Source organism: Thiobacillus sp., from assembly GCF_018780105.1.
In the GTDB taxonomy this organism is placed as follows: domain Bacteria; phylum Pseudomonadota; class Gammaproteobacteria; order Burkholderiales; family Thiobacillaceae; genus Thiobacillus.
Genome location: NZ_JADMKC010000030.1, coordinates 30,847 through 50,141 on the forward strand (window position 1 = coordinate 30,847; position 19,295 = coordinate 50,141).

The 19,295-nt window shown below is 59.2% G+C and carries 20 protein-coding genes and 1 rRNA gene; 16 read left to right on the forward strand and 5 right to left on the reverse strand.

What is annotated here, in order from left to right:
• The first annotated feature begins 17 nt into the window (after nt 1-17).
• The 9 genes from IV098_RS13275 to IV098_RS13315 all read left to right on the forward strand — a co-directional run bounded on the left by IV098_RS13275 (nt 18) and on the right by IV098_RS13315 (nt 8,553).
• Nucleotides 18-2,087, forward strand: a complete 2,070-nt coding sequence (locus IV098_RS13275) for a TonB-dependent siderophore receptor (RefSeq protein WP_296889846.1) — start codon at nt 18-20, stop codon at nt 2,085-2,087.
• A 173-nt stretch (nt 2,088-2,260) separates the two neighbouring features.
• Nucleotides 2,261-2,521, forward strand: coding sequence for an FmdB family zinc ribbon protein (locus tag IV098_RS13280; RefSeq protein ID WP_296889848.1), 261 nt, complete (start codon nt 2,261-2,263; stop codon nt 2,519-2,521).
• A gap of 88 nt (nt 2,522-2,609) precedes the next feature.
• The gene (locus IV098_RS13285; RefSeq protein WP_296889850.1) at nt 2,610-3,215 is read left to right on the forward strand and encodes a DUF502 domain-containing protein; all 606 of its coding nucleotides are present in this window, start codon (nt 2,610-2,612) and stop codon (nt 3,213-3,215) included.
• A 19-nt stretch (nt 3,216-3,234) separates the two neighbouring features.
• Complete coding sequence (gene aspS, locus IV098_RS13290; protein WP_296889852.1) at nt 3,235-5,028, forward strand: aspartate--tRNA ligase; 1,794 nt, start codon at nt 3,235-3,237, stop codon at nt 5,026-5,028.
• Between the two features lie 78 nt (nt 5,029-5,106).
• Nucleotides 5,107-5,412, forward strand: coding sequence for a DUF2322 family protein (locus IV098_RS13295; protein ID WP_296889854.1), 306 nt, complete (start codon nt 5,107-5,109; stop codon nt 5,410-5,412).
• Entirely contained in the window at nt 5,409-5,846 is a 438-nt protein-coding gene (gene nudB / locus IV098_RS13300) for a dihydroneopterin triphosphate diphosphatase (RefSeq protein WP_296889856.1), read from the forward strand. The genes IV098_RS13295 and nudB overlap by 4 nt, the downstream gene beginning before the upstream one ends.
• Before the next feature lie 7 nt (nt 5,847-5,853).
• Nucleotides 5,854-6,606, forward strand: coding sequence for an endonuclease/exonuclease/phosphatase family protein (locus IV098_RS13305; RefSeq protein WP_296889858.1), 753 nt, complete (start codon nt 5,854-5,856; stop codon nt 6,604-6,606).
• Entirely contained in the window at nt 6,606-7,796 is a 1,191-nt protein-coding gene (gene clsB, locus IV098_RS13310; protein ID WP_296889860.1) for a cardiolipin synthase ClsB, read from the forward strand. Before IV098_RS13305 ends, clsB begins: the two co-directional genes overlap by 1 nt.
• Before the next feature lie 172 nt (nt 7,797-7,968).
• Nucleotides 7,969-8,553: a hypothetical protein gene (locus tag IV098_RS13315; protein WP_296889862.1), complete on the forward strand. Its 585-nt coding sequence runs from the start codon at nt 7,969-7,971 to the stop codon at nt 8,551-8,553.
• A gap of 103 nt (nt 8,554-8,656) precedes the next feature.
• Here the strand turns inward: IV098_RS13315 and IV098_RS13320 are convergent, their stop codons facing one another.
• On the reverse strand, nt 8,657-9,514 hold the full coding sequence (locus tag IV098_RS13320) for a neutral zinc metallopeptidase (RefSeq protein ID WP_296889864.1): 858 nt from the start codon (nt 9,512-9,514) through the stop codon (nt 8,657-8,659).
• A gap of 321 nt (nt 9,515-9,835) precedes the next feature.
• On the opposite strand from IV098_RS13320, the gene IV098_RS13325 reads away from it, so the two are divergent.
• Nucleotides 9,836-10,870: a porin gene (locus tag IV098_RS13325; RefSeq protein WP_296889866.1), complete on the forward strand. Its 1,035-nt coding sequence runs from the start codon at nt 9,836-9,838 to the stop codon at nt 10,868-10,870.
• A 73-nt stretch (nt 10,871-10,943) separates the two neighbouring features.
• On the opposite strand, the gene IV098_RS13330 is transcribed toward IV098_RS13325, so the two are convergent.
• Nucleotides 10,944-11,360 (reverse strand): OsmC family protein, encoded by a 417-nt coding sequence (locus IV098_RS13330; RefSeq protein WP_296889868.1) that lies wholly within the window; start codon nt 11,358-11,360, stop codon nt 10,944-10,946.
• Nucleotides 11,357-12,130, reverse strand: coding sequence for a YdcF family protein (locus IV098_RS13335; protein WP_296889870.1), 774 nt, complete (start codon nt 12,128-12,130; stop codon nt 11,357-11,359). The genes IV098_RS13330 and IV098_RS13335 overlap by 4 nt, the downstream gene beginning before the upstream one ends.
• Nucleotides 12,131-12,246: 116 nt before the next feature.
• Between IV098_RS13335 and rplM the strand changes: the two genes are divergently transcribed.
• The 4 genes from rplM (at nt 12,247) to erpA (ending at nt 14,713) form a co-directional block, all read left to right on the forward strand.
• Complete coding sequence (rplM, locus tag IV098_RS13340; protein WP_296889872.1) at nt 12,247-12,687, forward strand: 50S ribosomal protein L13; 441 nt, start codon at nt 12,247-12,249, stop codon at nt 12,685-12,687.
• A gap of 9 nt (nt 12,688-12,696) precedes the next feature.
• Complete coding sequence (rpsI, locus tag IV098_RS13345; protein WP_296889874.1) at nt 12,697-13,089, forward strand: 30S ribosomal protein S9; 393 nt, start codon at nt 12,697-12,699, stop codon at nt 13,087-13,089.
• Nucleotides 13,090-13,192: 103 nt separating this feature from the next.
• On the forward strand, nt 13,193-14,221 hold the full coding sequence (gene argC / locus IV098_RS13350; protein ID WP_296889876.1) for an N-acetyl-gamma-glutamyl-phosphate reductase: 1,029 nt from the start codon (nt 13,193-13,195) through the stop codon (nt 14,219-14,221).
• A gap of 141 nt (nt 14,222-14,362) precedes the next feature.
• Entirely contained in the window at nt 14,363-14,713 is a 351-nt protein-coding gene (gene erpA / locus IV098_RS13355; RefSeq protein WP_296889878.1) for an iron-sulfur cluster insertion protein ErpA, read from the forward strand.
• Between the two features lie 62 nt (nt 14,714-14,775).
• On the opposite strand, the gene IV098_RS13360 is transcribed toward erpA, so the two are convergent.
• Complete coding sequence (locus IV098_RS13360; protein WP_296889879.1) at nt 14,776-15,891, reverse strand: anhydro-N-acetylmuramic acid kinase; 1,116 nt, start codon at nt 15,889-15,891, stop codon at nt 14,776-14,778.
• Complete coding sequence (locus IV098_RS13365; protein WP_296889881.1) at nt 15,888-17,201, reverse strand: peptidoglycan DD-metalloendopeptidase family protein; 1,314 nt, start codon at nt 17,199-17,201, stop codon at nt 15,888-15,890. The genes IV098_RS13360 and IV098_RS13365 overlap by 4 nt, the downstream gene beginning before the upstream one ends.
• Nucleotides 17,202-17,361: 160 nt before the next feature.
• Here IV098_RS13365 and tyrS point away from each other — a divergent pair, with 160 nt between their 5' ends.
• Nucleotides 17,362-18,552: a tyrosine--tRNA ligase gene (gene tyrS, locus IV098_RS13370; RefSeq protein ID WP_296889883.1), complete on the forward strand. Its 1,191-nt coding sequence runs from the start codon at nt 17,362-17,364 to the stop codon at nt 18,550-18,552.
• Between the two features lie 383 nt (nt 18,553-18,935).
• Nucleotides 18,936-19,295, forward strand: a 16S ribosomal RNA gene (locus tag IV098_RS13375); the annotation flags it as partial.

Below are 19,295 nucleotides of genomic sequence, written 5' to 3' on the forward strand. Positions count from 1 at the left end.
ATTGCTGCAAAATCCCGGTGTCCTTAATATTCCTGACCCTCCCTTTGCGCAGCATTTCCATCCCTGCCGTCAACACCCTGCTGCGCAGGTACGTCATGGCCGTGCTCGCCGGACTGTCGCTGCCCGCCGCCGCGGCCGAGTCGGAGGCGGACTTTCTCGACGAGCTGCCGGTGGTGTTGTCGGCGTCTCGCCTGTCGCAGCCAGTCAACGAAGCGCCTGCTGCCGTCACCATCATCGACCAGGACATGATCCGGGCGTCGGGCTTTCGCGATATCCCCGAATTGTTGCGGCTGGTACCGGGCTTTGCGGTGTCGTATACCCGCGACAATACCTGGGCAGCGGGTTATCACGGGCTGGGCGATGCCTATTCGCGGCGTTTTCAGGTGCTGGTCGACGGCCGCTCGATCTATAGCGCGCATTACGGCGCGGTGAACTGGGCGGATTTGCCGCTTTCCATCGACGACATCGAACGCATCGAAGTGGTGCGCGGCCCGGATGCTGCGGTGTATGGCGCCAATGCGTTTGCTGCGGTGATCAACATCATTTCCAAGACTGCGGCTCAGGTGCCGGGCGAGTTCGTGTCGATGCAGGCGGGCGAACAGGACATGGGCGGACTGACGCTGCGCCATGGCGGCGGCGACGAGGTCATGCGGTATCGCATTACCGCATCGGCGCAGCAGCGCGATCGCTTCGAGCGCGATGTGACCTTCAAATCCGCTGCCAGCAATGCGAACGGACAGTATTTCGAAGCGAGCGATACCTACTTCGTCAATGGCCGCATGGATTGGCAACTTACCCCGGACTCGGACGCGATGGCGCAGTTTGGCGTGTCGCAGGGCAACTGGGATGCGGGCAAGCTCACCGGGGAACTGGGTTCCCTGGTTGAGCCGAACGAGCAGGATTCGCGGGCGCAGTATCTGCAGCTGGCTTATCACAAGGTGGAATCTGCCATGCGCGAGTGGCGGGTACAGGCCTATTTCAGCCAGAACCGCTTCGATGCCAACAAAGTGGCGGATTTGATCGTGCCGCCCGTCACGGTCAACGTGGACCAATATCTGCAGCAAACCCGCAGCAGCATCGAGCTGCAGGTCAATGACCAGTGGGCGCCAGATTTGCGCGCCGTTTGGGGCGGAGAAGTCCGGCAGGAAACCGTGCGCAGCCCGCAAAACTACAATTCGGACCGGACCCTGCGCGGTGAACTCGCGCGCGCCTCGGCCAACATCGAATGGCGGGCCAACGACTGGATGCTGCTGCAGGCGGGCGCCATGCTGGAGCATCATTACTACACCGGCGCAGACGTTTCGCCGCGTGCCGCCGTCAACTTTACCCTGGCGCCGGGACACACCCTCCGCATGGGCATCTCGCGGGCGTACCGCTCGCCGACTTTCTTCGAAGAAGAAGGCAATCAGGTCTTTCTGTTGCAGTCCGGGGCAATCGGCGACGTGGTGACCGTGCCCTCGGACGGGCTTGAACCCGAACGTTTGCTGTCGCGCGAGATCGGCTATGTGGGCCAGTTCCAGCCGGCCCGGCTGGAACTGGATGTGCGCCTGTTCAAGGACCACATCGATCAGTTTATCGGCCAGAGCAACGACTTGTTCGACCCCTCTGACGATGCCAGCATCCGGCCGAAGGAGCTCCAGTCGGGCAATATCGGTACGGTCGACACCCAGGGCGGCGAACTTCAGTTGCGCTGGCGGCCGACGGAGTCGCTGGACGTCGTCGCCTATTTCGCCCGGGTGTTCATGCGCTCGGACATCCCATCGCCCGCTGCGGCCAACTTCAATAGGGACATTCCCGTCTCCTCGCCGCGTAACAGCTGGCAGATATTGACCAGCTACCGCATGGGCCATGGCTGGATGGTCAGTCTGGGCGCCTGGCATTACGACGAAATGAAGTGGCTGTCCGAGGGGGATTTGACGCAAATGTTCACCCGCGTGGATGCACGTCTGGCGCGCCGCTGGAAATGGGAAGGCCGCGACGTGGAAATGGCAATCGTCGGACAGAATCTGGGCGATGCGTACACTGAGTTCCGCGACACCAATGTCTACAGTAGCCGGGTGTACGGCAGCTTCAGTATGGCTTGGTGAGGGGGCTTGAGCGGGCGGCCCGTTCGCCCGGAACGGGCGTCGGGCTGTCCGGGCGCCGTGACAGCGTCATGGGGTACGTGTGCCCCGGAGTGGGTACTTGTGCCCCGCAGAGGTACGTGTGCCCGGCTCTATTGGGTATAATCACGCAACTTCTTGATTGTCGGAGAATTTTTATGCCGATTTACGCTTACAAATGTACGTCCTGCGGTTTTGCCCAGGATGAAATGCAAAAAATTGCGGATGCGCCCCTGAGCGTGTGTCCGTCGTGCGGCAAGGCGGATTACGCCAAGCAGGTGACCGCCGCCGGGTTCGCGCTCAAGGGCAATGGCTGGTACGCCACGGATTTCAAGGGCAACGGCAGCAAGCCTGCGGAAACGAAGTCCGAGGCACCATCTCCCGCGTGCGGTACCGGCGCATGCCCGGCCTGTAACTGAGGCCGAGCCACGATCCTGGAAGCGGGCGGCATGTGCCCTGAATTGGGTATGTGCCGCCCGCTTCTTTGTTTGTATAACCACTCTTTCCATGAAACGCTATTTCATTACCGGCCTGCTGATCTGGGTGCCCCTGGGCATCACGCTGTGGGTGCTCGACCTGCTGATCGGCAGCATGGACCAGACGCTCACCGTGCTGCCCGCGGCGTGGCAGCCGCATGCCTGGCTGGGCATGCGCATCCCGGGCCTGGGCGTCATTCTGACCTTGCTGGTCATTGTTCTCACTGGCGTGTTCGCCACCAATTTCTTCGGCCAGAAGCTGATCGACTGGACCGAGGCCCTGGTGGCGCGCATTCCGGTCGTCAAAAGCATCTACGGCAGCGTCAAGCAGGTGTCCGACACGCTGTTGTCTGGCAGCGGTCATGCGTTTCGTAAAGTGTTGCTGGTACGCTACCCGCATCCGCAGGCGTGGTCGCTGGCGTTTCAGACCAACGTGCCGGATGAGGTGGCGCGCATGCTGCCCGAGGCGCATGTGGCGGTGTTCATTCCCACCACGCCGAGTCCGGTCAACGGGTTTTATTTTTACGTAAAAAAGAGCGAAGTCATCGAGCTGGATATTCCGGTCGATCGCGCGCTCAAATACATTATTTCGATGGGCGTGGCCTCCGGCGAAACGCGCCCCGGGATTCAACAATAGAAAGCAATCAGGAAACAGCATGCGGACTCATTACTGTGGCGCGGTCAGCGCCGGCGATATCGGAAAAACCATCACGATCTGCGGCTGGGCGCACCGGCGGCGCGACCACGGCGGCGTGATCTTCATCGATCTGCGCGACCGCGAAGGCATGATGCAGGTGGTGATCGACCCCGATACGCCAGCTGCATTCAAGCTGGCCGAGGAAGTGCGCTCCGAATTCGTGCTGAAGATCGAGGGCCTGGTGCGCGCCCGTCCAGCCGGCACCGAAAACCCCAACATGCCGACCGGCATGGTCGAAATGCTGACGCGCAATCTGGAGGTGCTGAACGCCTCGCTGACACCGCCGTTCCAGATCGACGACGACAACATCAACGAAAACATCCGCCTGCAGTACCGCTATCTCGACCTGCGCCGCGAGCCGATGCAGAAGAACCTCAAGCTGCGCTACCGCGTGTCCAAAATCATGCGCGACTACCTCGACACGCACGGTTTCATGGAAGTCGAAACGCCGATGCTGACACGCAGCACCCCGGAAGGCGCACGCGATTACCTGGTGCCGAGCCGGGTGCATGACGGCATGTTCTACGCGCTGCCGCAGTCGCCGCAGCTGTTCAAGCAGCTGCTGATGGTGGCCGGTGTCGACCGCTATTTCCAGATCACCAAATGCTTCCGCGACGAAGATCTGCGCGCCGACCGCCAGCCCGAGTTCACCCAGGTCGACCTGGAAACCTCATTCCTCGGCGAGGAAGAGATCATGGCGCTGGTCGAAGGCATGATCCGCGACATGATGATGAAGGCGCAGGGCACCGAACTGCCTGCCGCGTTCCCGCGCATGACCTATCACGAGGCGATCAATCGCTACGGTTCTGACAAGCCCGACATGCGGGTGACACTCGAAATCGTCGATGTCGGCGATGCGATGAAAGACGTTGCGTTCAAGGTGTTTTCCGGTCCGGCCAACGATGCCAAGGGCCGCGTCGCGGCATTGCGGATTCCCGGCGGCGCAGCGCTTTCGCGCAGCGAGATCGACGCCTACACCGAGTTCGTCAAGATCTACGGCGCCAAGGGACTGGCCTACATCAAGGTCAACGATGTGTCGCAACTGAATGAAACCGGCCTGCAATCGCCCATCGTCAAGAACCTTTCCGACGCTGCGCTGAAGGCCGTGATGGAGCGCACCGGCGCGGCCAACGGCGACCTGATTTTCTTTGGTGCGGACAAGGCCAAGGTGGTCAACGATGCGCTCGGCGCGCTGCGCCTGAAAATCGGCCACGAGAAAGGCCACCTCGACGGCCGCGCCTGGGCGCCGTTGTGGGTGGTCGATTTCCCCATGTTCGAGTTCAACGAGGACGAAAACCGCTGGGACGCGCTGCACCATCCCTTCACTGCGCCCAAAGACGGTCACGAAGAATGGCTTGCCACCGACCCCGGTAAGTGCCTGTCGAAAGCGTACGACATGGTGCTGAACGGCTGGGAAGTCGGCGGCGGTTCGGTGCGCATCCACAAGCAGACGGTGCAGGACAAGGTGTTTGCTGCGCTCAACATCGGTGAGGACGAACGCCGCGAGAAATTCGGCTTCCTGCTCGACGCGCTGCAATACGGCGCGCCGCCACACGGCGGTCTGGCGTTCGGCCTGGATCGTCTGGTCACCCTGATGACCGGCGCCGAGTCGATTCGCGACGTCATTGCATTCCCCAAAACCCAGCGCGCCAGCTGCCTGATGACCAATGCGCCGAACGTGGTGGACGACAAGCAGTTGCGCGAATTGCACATCCGCCTACGCAACCCGGTTTCGACCGACAAGGCGGCCTGAGCTTTTTTTATCCGCGAAGAAACGCGAAGAAGCACGCTGCAGGTTCCCTTCGCGTACTTCGCGGATCAGGATTTTGAAATGAAATTCGCCGATACCCTGAAAACCTTGCCCGAGTTCGCCGGCGAGCAACTCGTTCTGACCGACAGCAGCGGTGCGGAAGTCGCCGTCATCGCCAACGCACCCGGCACCGCAGGCTCTTTTCGCGTGTATGCCCATCTGGCGCAGCAATACGGTGCGATCAATGCCGAGGCGGCGGCCGAGGGCCTGGCAATTTTCGCCGAGCACACCGAAGACGCCAGCCGGAATCCCGGCAGGCATCCAAATATCGACCGCCTGATCGCCATCCTGACGACGGGCATTCCACTCAACGCCCGCATCATTTGAGCGCGCATAAAATACCGGTCTCCGTCCTCGTCGTGATCCACACGGCGGATGGTCAGGTGCTCCTGATGGAGCGCGCCGATGCGCCGGGGCTCTGGCAATCGGTCACCGGCTCGCAGGATGCAGGCGAAACCCTGATGCAGACTGCGATTCGTGAAGTGCGCGAAGAGACCGGGCTGGACGCCGGCCAGTTTGCGCTGACCGACTGGGGGATTGAAACCCGCTACGAAATCTATGAACGCTGGCGCCATCGCTACGCGCCGGGCGTGACGCACAACACCGAGCATGTGTTTGGCCTGTGTCTGCCCGGCGCCTTGCCTGTTACCTTGGCGCCGCGCGAGCATTTGCGATACCGCTGGCTGTCGCGCGAGGCGGCGGCCGAGGCCTGTTTCTCGCCCAGCAATGCCGCCGCGATCCGCCGCCTGCCCGCCCTATAATTAGCTCATGAGCGCTTCGCTGCACATTGCCAGTTACAACATGCACAAGGGGTTGTCGCAATTCAATCAGCGACTGACGGTGCACGAACTGCGCGATCGTCTGGGCGCGCTGGGCACCGATATCGTGTTTCTGCAGGAAGTGCAGGGCGTTCATGGCGTGCGCGCCAGCCGATTCCAGCACTGGCCGGCCAAGCCACAGCACGAGTTTTTGGCCGGACACGTCTACACCGATTTCGTCTACGGCAAGAACTGTGTCTACGACACCGGCCATCACGGCAATGCCATCCTGTCGCGCCACAAGATCCTGTCGTGGGAGAACCAGGATATTTCGGCGCATGCGTTCGAGAGCCGCGGCATGCTGCATTGCGAAATCGAAGTGCCGGGCATGCCCGTGCCGCTGCACTGCATCAACGTCCACCTGGGGCTGACCGAGCGCGGCCGCCGGCGCCAGCTGCAAATGATCGCGGCACGCGTGCACGCGATGGTGCCGGACGATGCGCCGTTGATCCTGGCCGGCGACTTCAACGACTGGCTGGTGCGCGCGGGCCATTTCTTCGAAGACGAGCTGGGGCTGGTCGAAGTGTTCAAAACCCATCATGGCAAGACAGCGCGCAGTTATCCCGCCTTTTTGCCGATGTTCCAGCTGGACCGGATTTATATCCGGGGTTTCAGCATCCAGTCCGCACGCGTCCAAACCGGCAACGCCTGGCACCGAATTTCCGACCATGCCGCCCTGACGGCCCAGCTTCGCGCAGTCTGATGCCCGCGCGCAATCGCTGGCGACCCTTGTTTTTTCGCGGTGTCGACCTGGTTTCAGGCAATTGCCTGCGCTTGCTGCAAAGCGGAACCGAATTCTTTCCGGCCCTGATTGCCGCCATCGACGCCGCGCAGCATGAAGTCCACCTCGAAACCTACATTTTCAACACCGACCCCAGCGCCGAGGCGGTTCAGGCAGCGCTGATCCGCGCAGCGCAGCGCGGGGTGCGGGTGCGTTTGCTGATCGATGGGGTGGGTTCGCGCCAGTTGCCGACAGCCTGGCGGGATGCGTTGAGCGCTGCGGGTGTCAGGGTGCTGGTCTATCGTCCGATCATTGCGGGCTGGCTTTCCAATCCCCGCAATCTGCGGCGCTTGCATCGCAAGCTGGCGGTGATCGATGCGCGCATTGCCGTGATCGGTGGCATGAATCTGATCGATGATTTCGAGCCGGTGCGGTTCGCCCAGCCGCGTCTCGATTTCAGCGTCGAGGTGCAGGGCCCGCTGCTGGCGCGCATTCATGCCAGCGTGCGTCATCTGTGGCAGCTGGTGGCGTTGACGCAATTGCGCACTGGCGAGCAGGCGCACTGGGCCGAACCATCCTGGCCGACCGACGGCCACGTGCGTGCCGCCTTCGTGGTGCGTGACAACTTCGCGCATCGCCGCGAAATCGAGCGGGCCTATCTTGCTGCGCTGGCCCTGGCGCGCGACGAAATCATTCTGGCCAGCGCCTATTTCCTGCCGGGTCATCGTTTCCGGCAGCTGCTGCGCCGGGCTGCGGCGCGCGGCGTACGGGTGCAACTGCTGGTGCAGGGGCATACCGATCATCCCTTTTATCAAAGCGCATCGCGTGCCCTGTACCGCGATTTGCTGGCGGCGGGGGTCGAAATTTACGAATACCGGGCAAGCGAACTGCATGCCAAGGCGGCGGTGATCGACCGCCATTGGGCGACAGTGGGATCCAGTAACCTCGACCCGTTCAGCCTGCTGGTGGCGCGCGAGGCCAACATCGTGGTTGAAGACGCAGGATTTGCATCCACGCTGGAGCAGCGTCTGCAACAGGCTATCGGTCAAGCCATCCCGCTCGATGCGGCTGACTGGCAGCGCCGCCCCCGGCTGCAACGCATGCTGTCGTGGCTGGCTTATGGGCTGATCCGGCTGATGGTGGGCATCGCCGGATTCGGCCGCTGGGCCTGAGCGCACATTCCACAAGCTCGTTCGTTCTTGTAGCGCCGCGTGGGGCGGTGCTATATTGCCGCGCGTATGTTTAGCGTTTGCACCCAAGGTGCGGGGCGTGAGGCTTACAGGTTTTGTGTGCGGGATCCTGAGACGGGGTCCGCTTATCCCTTCGTTCAGTCCTGGAGATGTTATGAAAAAACTGTATTCCGTCGTATGCGCTGCCGTGTTGTCCTTGTCCGCTTCGGTTGCATCGGCCGATTCCGCCACGCTGCCTAGCAAGGTCGTGATCGACTCCATCACGGGCGGCGCAACGGTCACGGCTGTCGACAAAGCCAATCGCACCTTCACGCTGACGGCCAAGGATGGCAAGGCGCACACCTTCACGGCCGGGCCTGAAATGGTGAACTTCGACCAGATCAACGCGGGCGACAAGGTTGTCTCCACCTACGCTCAGGAAATGTCCATCAGCGTGAACAAGATGGGTGGGGCGCCGAAAGTGGAAGAAAAAGAACGCGTGGTCAGAGCGGCCAAAGGCGATAAGCCCAGCATCATTGTGGCAAACAGCACGGAAGTCACCGGCGTGGTCACTGCGATCGATCAAAAAGCCCGCACCGTCACGCTGAAGGGCCCGCAGGGCAAGGAAGCCACTTTCCCCGTCAAGGAAGGCGTCAAGGGATTCAGCAACATGGCCAAAGGCGATAACGTGGTCATCAGCTACACCGAGGCCTTGTCCATCGCTGTCGTTGCGCCGACTCCTGCTGGCAAGAAGAAGTAATCAGCAGGCAGGCTGCCGGGCCTTGGCCTGGCCGAATAAAACTTGGCACAACAAAAAAGGCGACCCGTGAGTCGCCTTTTTTGTTGCCCGGTTGCTGAAAAGCCTACAGCCGTGCAGCCTTGAACGTGTCGCACTGACCCGGATCGCCGCTTTGCATGCCGTGGCTGAACCATTGCATCCGCTGTTCCGACGAGCCGTGGGTAAAGGACTCCGGTACCACGTAGCCGCGTGCCTGTTGTTGCAGGCGGTCGTCGCCCACGCCGGCCGCTGCCGCCAGGGCCTCTTCGGTGTCGCCCGGCTCCAGAATCTGCCGTTCGCGGTTGGCATGGTGCGCCCACACCCCGGCAAAACAGTCGGCCTGCAGTTCCATCCGCACTTGCAGGGCATTGCCTTCGGCTTCCGCCGCGCGGCTGCGCGCCGCGTGAACCTTGTCCGAAATGCCGAGCAGGGTTTGCACGTGGTGGCCGACTTCGTGCGCCACCACATAGGCCTGGGCAAAATCGCCCGGCGCATCATGGCGTTGCGCCAGATCGTTGAAAAAACGCATATCCAAGTAAAGCTTCTGGTCGCCCGGGCAATAAAAAGGGCCCATCGCCGCTTCGGCGTGACCGCAAGCCGACTGCACCGCGCCGGAAAACAGCACCAGATGGGGCTGCGAATAGACGTGCCCCGATGCCTTGAACAGCGCGCCCCACACATCTTCGGTATCAGCCAGCACCACTGACATGAATTCCTTGAGCTTTTCCTCTTCAGGGCTCGAGGGCGAAGCTTGCTGCTCGGTGGGGACCGGCATCAGGCCGCCGGCCTGGTTCAGCACCACCGACGGATCGCCGCCAAAATACATCACCACCAGCGCCAGCACGATCGCGCCGATGCCGCCTCCGGCCAGCCCCTTCCCGCCCACGCGCATGCCGCGCCGGTCTTCGATATTGTCACTGCGGCGTCCGTGTTCCCAGCGCATGGCGTGTCCTTTCGGGTCGAACAAGATGAATGCCCATTCTAGTCGGAGGCCCCTGTTCTCAGGTAGACGACCCCCGACCGTCGGTGGCAGTGTCTATGGGCGCAGAGGCCGCGGGCTGTAGCGCTGGTGCAACAAAACAACACTTTTCCGGCTGCGTAACAGAAAAAACAACAGGTTTGCTTGCCGCCCCGGTCTCAGTCTGGATAATCGACCCCCGTCCAACGAGCACTTTTCCAAGTGGGACAGCTCTGCAGAGCTTTAGCCATAATTGGTTTTTTATGCCCTCTGGGTACTTATTTTTACTTTCTTAGGAGTAAAGCAATGAAAAAATCCCTGATCGCTCTGGCTGTTGCCGGCGTCGTTTCCGCACCGGCTTTCGCTGCCACCAGCAACGTGGATGTGTACGGCAAACTGCATGTCGCACTGTCCTTCTATGACGACAGCAACTACTCGGACACCCAGGTTTCCTCCAACGCCAGCCGCATCGGCTTCAAGGGCACCGAAGATCTGGGCGGCGGTCTGGCTGCCATTTGGCAGATCGAGTCCGGCATCAACCTGGACGAGCAGAACGGCACCTTCGCAAGCCGCAACAGCTTCGTCGGCCTGAAGGGTGGTTTCGGTACCGCCCTGATCGGTAACCATGACACCCCGCTGAAGCTCGTGGGTCGTGCAGTTGACCTGTTCGGCGATACCATCGCTGACTCGCGCAACGTGATGGGTGGCGGTTCCGACACCCGCGGCGACAACGTCGTGGCCTACATCTCCCCCACCTGGACCGGCTTCAGCTTTGCTGCAGCTTATTCCACCGACCCGGTTTCTGCAGCAGCTAACGCTGGTGACGTGGCTGATCGCAGCCTGTACAACCTGAGCGCGACCTACGCAAACGGCCCCTTGTTCCTGGGCTTTGGCTACGGTGACGGCGACTACCACGAGGCAAATGGTCTGGGCGCTCAGTATCGTCTGGCTGCTGGCTTCACCTTCGGTGACTTCAAGCTGGTCGGTCAATATGACAGCCTGGAAGATGACTCCACCACCGTCGGCACCCTGGCTGGTGACTACGACGCATGGATGGTCGGCGGTTCCTACACCATGGGCGCGATGGTCTTCAAGGCCAACTACATGCAAGGCGAGTACGACACCGTTGGCACGAACTATATCGATCCCGAGCAGTGGACCGTTGGCATGGACTACAACCTGTCCAAGCGTACTTCCGTGTATGTTCTGTATGCTGATGGTCAGAACATCACCCTCGGCGCAGGCGGCGGCACCAGCGACCAAGTCGCAGGTTTCCCGGCTTCGGCCGTTGCTGATGACGACAACTCCGCTTTCTCGGTTGGCGTGGTGCACTCTTTCTAATTCAACGCCGGGGCAACCCGGTTTGAATGATGAAACTGAAACGGGCTCCTTCGGGAGCCCGTTTTTTTTTTGCTTAGTTTTCCACAATCTCGAAGTCGTGTGTGATTTCGGCGACCTTGCCCAGCATGATGCTGGCCGAGCAGTATTTTTCGGCGGATAGATGGACAGCCTGTTCGACCCGCTTGGGGTCGAGGCCTTTGCCGCTGACGGTGAAGTGGACGTGGATCCGGGTAAACACCTTGGGGTCGGTGTCGGCGCGCGTGGCATCGATATCGGCGATGCAGTCGGTCACGTGCTGACGGCCTTTGCGCAGGATGTGGACGACATCGAATGCGGAGCAGCCGCCCAGGCCCAGCAGCAGCATTTCCATCGGTCGCACGCCAAGATTTTTGCCGCCTGATTCGGGTGCGCCATCCATGACGACGCTATGACCGGATTCGCTCTGGCCGACGAAGCTGACGCCTTCGATGAGTTTGACACGGGCTTTCATGGGTTGCTTTCAGACAAAAAAGAACGGAGTTTGTACCACAGAATGCCGAGCCATTCGTGCAGGGCAAATGTGCTGTCGCGTAGCCCGGCCGGCGTGGGCAGGCAGTCCAGGATTGAATCGATGCGGGCGCTGGAAAACTGGATTCCGGCCGGAGCGACGCTCAGGCCCTGCGCTTCGAACAAGGGAAGGGCGCGCCGCAAATGCCAGGCGTGGGTGACCAGCACGATGCGCTGGATCTGTTTGGGTTTGAGATGCTGCGCGGACAGTCGGGCGTTGTCCCACGTCGTAAGCGCAGCGTCTTCGACCCAGTGGCAGGCAATGCCGTATTCGCTCAGCAGAACCTGTTGCATGATGCGGCCTTCGGTGAGGGTGCCACCTCCCGGCTTGCCGCCGGTAACCAGGATGGGGAGGCCGCTGCTGCGGTGCAGGCGAGCTGCGTAGCGCAGACGCTCAAGGCTGATTCCGTTCAGCGTGTCGCCGCCGTATTCGGCGGACGCGATGCGCCTGCCGCCGCCCAGTACGACAATGGCCTCCGCTTTTTGTATGTCGGTGACCCCAATCGGACGGCTGATTTCCAGTGTTCGGAGCAACAGGCCGCCCATCCATGGCGTGGCCAGGGTATAGAGTGCGGTTGTGGAGAGAATAATAAGCGACATGGCCAGGCGGGGGCGGCGACGGTGGAAAATGAGACCTGCGGTCAGCAATAGCACCAGAAGCAGCGGCGGGAGCAGGACCGCAGCGATCAGATTTGTGGCGAGCCAGGCGGACATGGCAGGAATTGTATGCCGGCGCCCTGCGAAATTCGCACACAGTGTTTGACTTTGTTCGGGCTGCGCGGGTAAACTACCCGGCTTTCCAAGATAGTCCTCTGTGCAGAGGTTGGGTCATGAAAACCTTTTCCGCTAAAACGCATGAAGTTCAACGCGACTGGTTCGTTGTTGATGCTGATAACAAAGTGCTGGGTCGTCTGGCTTCCGAAATTGCCCGCCGTTTGCGCGGCAAGCATAAGCCCGAATTCACGCCGCACGTCGACACGGGCGATTACATTGTTGTTGTCAATGCATCCAAGTTGCGCGTGACCGGCAACAAGGAACTCGACAAGAAATACTATCGTCACTCGGGTTACCCGGGCGGCATTTACGAAACGACTTTTGGCAAGATGCAGGAGCGTTTCCCCGGTCGTGCGCTGGAAAAAGCGGTCAAGGGCATGCTCCCGAAAGGCCCGCTTGGCTACGCCATGATCAAGAAAATGAAAATTTATGCGGGCGCGGATCATCCGCATGAGGCGCAACAGCCCAAGCCGCTGGAAATCAACGCTCAAATTTAAGGCCACACCATGATCGGTAACTACAACTACGGTACGGGACGTCGCAAATCATCTGTTGCGCGCGTGTTTATCAAGGCGGGCAGCGGCAAGATCGTTGTGAACGACAAGCCGGTGGACGAATATTTCTCTCGCGAAACCGGCCGCATGATTGTGCGTCAGCCGCTGGTTCTGACCGATAACCTGAATACGTTTGACATTATGGTTAACGTGTCGGGCGGCGGTGAGTCGGGTCAGGCCGGCGCGGTGCGTCACGGCATTACCCGCGCACTGATCGAGTTCTCGCCCGAGATGAAGCCTACGCTCAAGGTCGCAGGTCTGGTGACACGTGATGCGCGTGAAGTCGAGCGTAAAAAAGTCGGCTTCCACAAGGCGCGTCGCCGCAAGCAATTCTCCAAGCGTTGATTATTTGGCGCTGCCAAAAAGCCGTCCGTGTTTGGGCGGCTTTTTTTATGGCTGTTACATGGGTGTTCTACAATAGCTCTCATACTTACCAGGGAAGCTGAGCATGATCAAAGTAGGAATTGTTGGAGGCACGGGTTACACCGGGGTTGAGTTGTTGCGCTTGTTGGAGCGTCATCCGCAGGTGGAACTGAAGGCGATCACTTCTCGCAAGGAAGCCGGCATGCCGGTGGCCGAGATGTTTCCGAATTTGCGCGGACGCGTAAAGCTGGCATTTTCCACGCCGGAAGAGGCGGGGCTGGAAGATTGCGATGTGGTTTTTTTCGCCACGCCCAACGGCGTGGCAATGCAGCAGACCCGGGCTTTGCTTGATGCAGGCGTTAAGGTGATCGATCTGGCCGCGGACTTTCGCATCAAGGACGTCGCGGTGTGGGAACACTGGTACAAAATGGAACACGCCTGCCCCGATCTGGTGGCGGAAGCGGTGTACGGGCTGCCAGAGATCAACCGGGCAGCCATTAAAAATGCACGCTTGATCGCCAACCCTGGGTGTTATCCCACAGCGGTGCAGTTGGGCTTTTTGCCCTTGCTGGAATCGGGAGCGGTGGATTTGGGGTTTCTGGTGGCAGATGCCAAGTCGGGTGTTTCGGGTGCGGGGCGCAAGGCCGAAATTGCCACCTTGTTCGCCGAATCTTCCGACAATTTCAAGGCTTATGGCGTGGGTGGCCATCGCCACTGGCCGGAAATCAAGCAGGGCCTAGAGTCCTTTGCCGGCAAGGCTGTGGGGTTCACGTTTGTCCCGCATTTGTTGCCCTTGATCAGGGGGATCCATGCCACGCTGTATGCCAGGGTGAGTGCTGATATCGATTTGCAAAGCCTGTTCGAGCGGCGTTATGCGGATGAGGCTTTTGTAGACGTTTTGCCTGCGGGTTCTCACCCCGAAACGCGATCGGTGCGCGGCGCGAATATGTGCCGGATTGCGGTACATCGTCCGCCAGGAAGCGACAGCGTGGTGGTGTTGTCGGTGATTGATAATCTGGTCAAAGGCGCAGCCGGACAGGCGGTGCAAAACATGAACATCATGTTTGACCAGCCCGAAGACACTGCGCTGGCTGCCGTGGGGATGCTTCCGTGAACGTTCGGTGACGCGTGCGAATGCCCCGCAGTCGTCGCGCCTGCTCGAGCGGCCGGAACTCCGGGTTGAAAACAGGGTCATTGCTTGACGCAGCGTGGGTGATGCGGATAATTGGCCCACACTTATTTAAGGAGCACCAACATGAACGCAGCAACCGAAATGGAAATTCCGCTGATCTTCACCGATAGCGCGGCCAGCAAAGTCAAAAGCCTGATTGACGAAGAAGGCAACCCCGATCTGAAACTGCGCGTGTTTGTTTCCGGTGGCGGTTGTTCCGGTTTCCAGTATGGCTTCACCTTTGACGAAGCCCAGAACGCAGACGACACCGCAATGGTGAAGAATGGCGTGACTCTGCTGGTCGATTCGATGAGTTTCCAGTATCTGGTCGGCGCCGAAATCGATTACTCGGAAGGCCTGGAGGGCGCGCAGTTCGTCATCAAGAATCCGAACGCCACGACGACCTGCGGTTGCGGTTCCTCGTTTTCTGCATAAGTAGTATTTGGCAATCTTTTAAAAAGGGGCCTAGGCCCCTTTTTTTATGGCGGCGTGCCTGCTCAGGCTGGGTAAATCGCACCCAGAATGCGCTCGCCTCGTGCGCCCGTGACAGATGGCAGATTGCCTGGCGCATGATGCATGGCCTGACGTGCGAGCCATGCAAAAGCGAGCGCTTCCATCCAGTCCGGATCTACGCCAAGTGCAACTGAGCTTTTTACCTGTGTGCCAGGCAGACGGCTGCTGATCCTTTGCATCAGCACAGCGTTGTGGACGCCACCGCCACAGATGTAGAGCTCCTGGGTGCCTTGGCAATCACGGTTTATTGCGTCGCAAAGGCTAATGGCAGTGAACTCGAGCAGCGTGGTTTGTACGTTTGCGGCTTCAACTGGCTGACTCAACCCGCTAATCTGGCTATCCAGCCACTCCAAGTTGAACTGTTCACGTCCGGCGCTCTTGGGTGGCCCCAATTTCAGATACTCATGGCTGAGTAATCTATCAAGCAATTCCGCGTGGATGACGCCCATTGCGGCCCAGGCGCCATTGCGGTCGTAATGTTCACCTAGGTGTCGTTTGATCCATGCATCCATCAGCATGTTGCCGGGGCCGGTATCCCAACCCCGGACTGGGCCGCTGCTGGGTAGATCACTGATATTGGCAATGCCGCCTATGTTGGCAATCACGCGGTGGATTTCAGGGTGTCTCATCTGAGCGTGGAAGGCGGGCACCAGCGGTGCGCCCTGGCCGCCTGCGGCGATGTCACGGCTACGGAAATCGGCAACAACGGTGATACCGGTGAGCTCTGCCAGCAAGGCAGCATTGCCGATTTGCAGGGTATAGCCGTCGGCAGGGCGATGACGCAGGGTTTGGCCGTGACAACCGATCGCACGTACATTGATATGGGTGGTTTTGTTCAGCAACTCATTGACGGTTTGTGCATATAGGCGCGCCAAATCGTTGGCGGCGCAGGCTGCCAGATGGATTTCATTGGGCTGGGGCGAGTGCAAGGCAAGCAGCTGCGCGCGCAGGCTGTCGGCGAAAGGCAGGTAATGCGAATGAATAAGCCGGGTTTGGCCGGCAAGGTTCACTTCGGCGAGAACAGCATCTACGCCATCAAGGCTGGTACCGGACATGAGACCGACAAAATGCTCGGTCTCATGTTGAGGTGTCTCGCTCAATCGAGCGCAGCGAGGTTGGTGCCTCGCAGCAAAGCCAGCTTTTCAGACCAATTGGCAGTTTGCTGTAGGAATTGTGCACGTTGCGCCACGTCCAGCGGAGCTGAACCCGGCAACTTGATGGTCATTGGGTTATAGGGTTTGCTGCCAATGCGCACTTCGTAATGCAAGTGCGGGCCGGTAGATGCGCCAGTCGAGCCGACATAGGCAATAACCTCACCTTGGTTGACTGGACGCCCGGGGCGGATGCCGGATGCAAATGCGCTCAGGTGAGCGTAGTAGGTTTCGTAGCCGCTGTGATGACGCAGGATGACGAGATTGCCGTAACCCCCTTTGCGGCCAGCGAAGGCAACCGTGGCATCGCCCGTGGCTTTGACCCGGGTTCCGGTCGGTGCGCCGAAATCAACGCCGGTATGTGCGCGGTGGAAGCCAAAAACAGGATGCTTGCGCGAGTTGCTGAAGCTGGACGTAACCCGGGAAAACTCGAGCGGCGAGCGCAAGAAGCCTTTTTTCAGGGATTCGCCATCCGGCGTGTAATAGTCCTCGCGTCCAGACTGATCACGGAACAGGACGGCACGGAGCGGCTTTCCTGCATTGACGAACTCGGCTGCGAGCAGCTTGTCTGCGCCGACAGGCTCGCCATTGCGATAGTTCACCGTGTAAATCACCGAAAATGTGTCGCCACGACGCAGGTCGTCACGGAAGTCCAGGCTTGTAGAAAACACGTCGGTCATCTGGCTGGCGATTTTGTCGGGGATGCCGGCGCTGTCGGTCGCACCGAATAGCGATGACAGGATGCGGCCTGAACGCATGACGACACGGCTCTCGATCAGTTGATCGTCTGCTTCCGCAACAAAGGCGTCGCCTTGACGGCGGACCGACAAGTTTGACCCATCCGCATGCTCGAACTGGATTGACAGCAGTTGTCCATCCTGCGAGGTCGTGGCCTGGATGCGTTTTCCGGCGCGGATACTGGAAGCCAGCTGATGAACTGCATCGGTCGAAAGCACGCGCTGGATTTCAAGGTCGTCGATTCTCATGCGTGACAGCACGCTGGAGAGGGTGTCACCCGATTGGGTTACGCCTTCTCGGACGAACGAAGCGGTACGCACGGTGCCCAGTGAGGGCAATGCAATGGCCTCGGTAATGCTTTCCGGGGGCGTATCAAGCGTATTGGTGTCCGGGGCGAGGCCAAATGCGGCAACAACGCCAAAGAGCGGCAAGCTTGAGAGAGCAACCAGAGTGCGCAGTCCAAGACGGCGTTCCGCCCCTGTCATGCGATCGGTTAAGATTCTCAGTTTGGTGAGCGGCATGGACCGGTTCCCTTCCGTAATCAAGACCCCATTCTACCATGAATATTTTCGGGGAATTTCTGAGTCCAAACAGTGGCTTGCGCTGCTGTCGGATGGCTTGGTACGTAATGTTTACGGTTAAGGGCAGGAAAACTTGACTGGCACAGAAGAGAGGACGTTGATGCAGGACGCATTGCAAGAAATCAAACGTGGGGCCGATGAGCTGCTGGTTGAGGCTGAGCTTGTAGAAAAGCTGAAAACAGGTCGTCCGCTTCGGATCAAGGCGGGATTCGACCCTACTGCTCCTGATCTGCATTTGGGTCATACGGTGCTGCTTAACAAGTTGCGGCAGTTTCAGGCTTTGGGGCACCAAGTCATATTCCTGATTGGTGATTTCACGGGAATGATCGGTGATCCGACGGGGAAAAATACTACGCGGCCGCCATTAACGCGTGAAGCGGTGGCAGAAAACGCGAAAACCTATCAGGAGCAGGTATTCAAAATTCTGGATCCGGCCCTGACGGAGGTGCGCTTCAATTCTGAATGGATGGAAGGCCTAGGCTCGGTGGGGATGATTCGGCTGGCTGCAACTCATACGGTTGCCCGCATGCTGGAACGGGACGATTTCCATAAGCGCTATTCAAATCAGCAGCCCATCGCGATTCATGAGTTTCTGTACCCGCTCATTCAGGGATATGACTCGGTGGCGCTAAACGCTGACGTGGAGCTTGGCGGGACGGATCAGAAGTTCAATCTGCTGATGGGGCGTGAATTGCAAAAGCAGAATAACCAGTCTCCACAAAGTATTTTGACGATGCCGCTGCTGGAAGGCTTGGATGGCGTCAACAAAATGTCGAAGTCTTTGGGTAACTACATCGGGATCAACGAGCCGCCGCAGGAGATTTTCGGAAAGCTGATGTCGGTTTCGGATGACTTGATGTGGCGCTACATCCATCTGTTGTCATTTGAGTCCCTGCAAACCATCGGAGGTTGGAAGCAACAAGTGGCGGATGGGGCCAACCCGCGTGACATCAAAGTGGGATTTGCTCAGGAAATTGTTGCGCGATTTCACGGCGCCAACGCGGCGCAGCAGGCGCTTACGGAATTTGAGGCGCGCTTTCAGAAAGGTGCGCTGCCGGCGGATATGCCTGAAATCACTTTGCCCGGCATGGATGGCGGAATGACTGTGCCGGTGCTGCTTAAGCAGGCCGGATTGGTTGAGAGCACGTCGGAGGCGATTCGCCAGATTGCCGGGGGCGGGGTGCGGCTGGATGGTGAGCGTGTGGTGGATAAGGGAGTGGTGGTGCAGTCTGGCGCCACTGTTGTGGCTCAGGTCGGGAAGCGCAGATTTGCGCGTGTAACAATTATTTAAAATAGTTTTGCTGAAAGTGTTGACGGGGCTGGTTTGCTCTGTAGAATGCGCACCTCTTCGAAGCGCTGCGAAAAAGGCGCGATCGAAAAAGCAGTAACGGTTTACACAGTAGTTAAGTCGAATCGAAAATTACCAGTTGCGCAATTTCAGAAGTTCTGTAGAATGCGCGGCTCTCGAAACGGCGAAGCAAGAAGTTGATGCTGAGTTAATCGATTGATCTTTAACAATTTACAGCCGATAGGTGTGGGTGTTGTTGCGGTAGTTGGATCGGGTTTATCTGATCTGGCAACTAGCATTAATGCTCACACTTGAAATAAAGAGTCGTTTTAATTAACGGCCGAGTTTTGAGTTGAGCGAAAGTATTTGAAGTAATAGCAGAGATTGAACTGAAGAGTTTGATCCTGGCTCAGATTGAACGCTGGCGGAATGCTTTACACATGCAAGTCGAACGGCAGCACGGGAGCTTGCTCCTGGTGGCGAGTGGCGAACGGGTGAGTAATGCGTCGGAACGTACCGAGTAATGGGGGATAACGCAGCGAAAGGTGTGCTAATACCGCATACGCCCTGAGGGGGAAAGTGGGGGATCGCAAGACCTCACGTTATTCGAGCGGCCGACGTCTGATTAGCTAGTTGGTGAGGTAATGGCTCACCAAGGCGACGATCAGTAGCGGGTCTGAGAGGATGATCCGCCACACTGGAACTGAGACACGGTCCAGACTCCTACGGGAGGCAGCAGTGGGGAA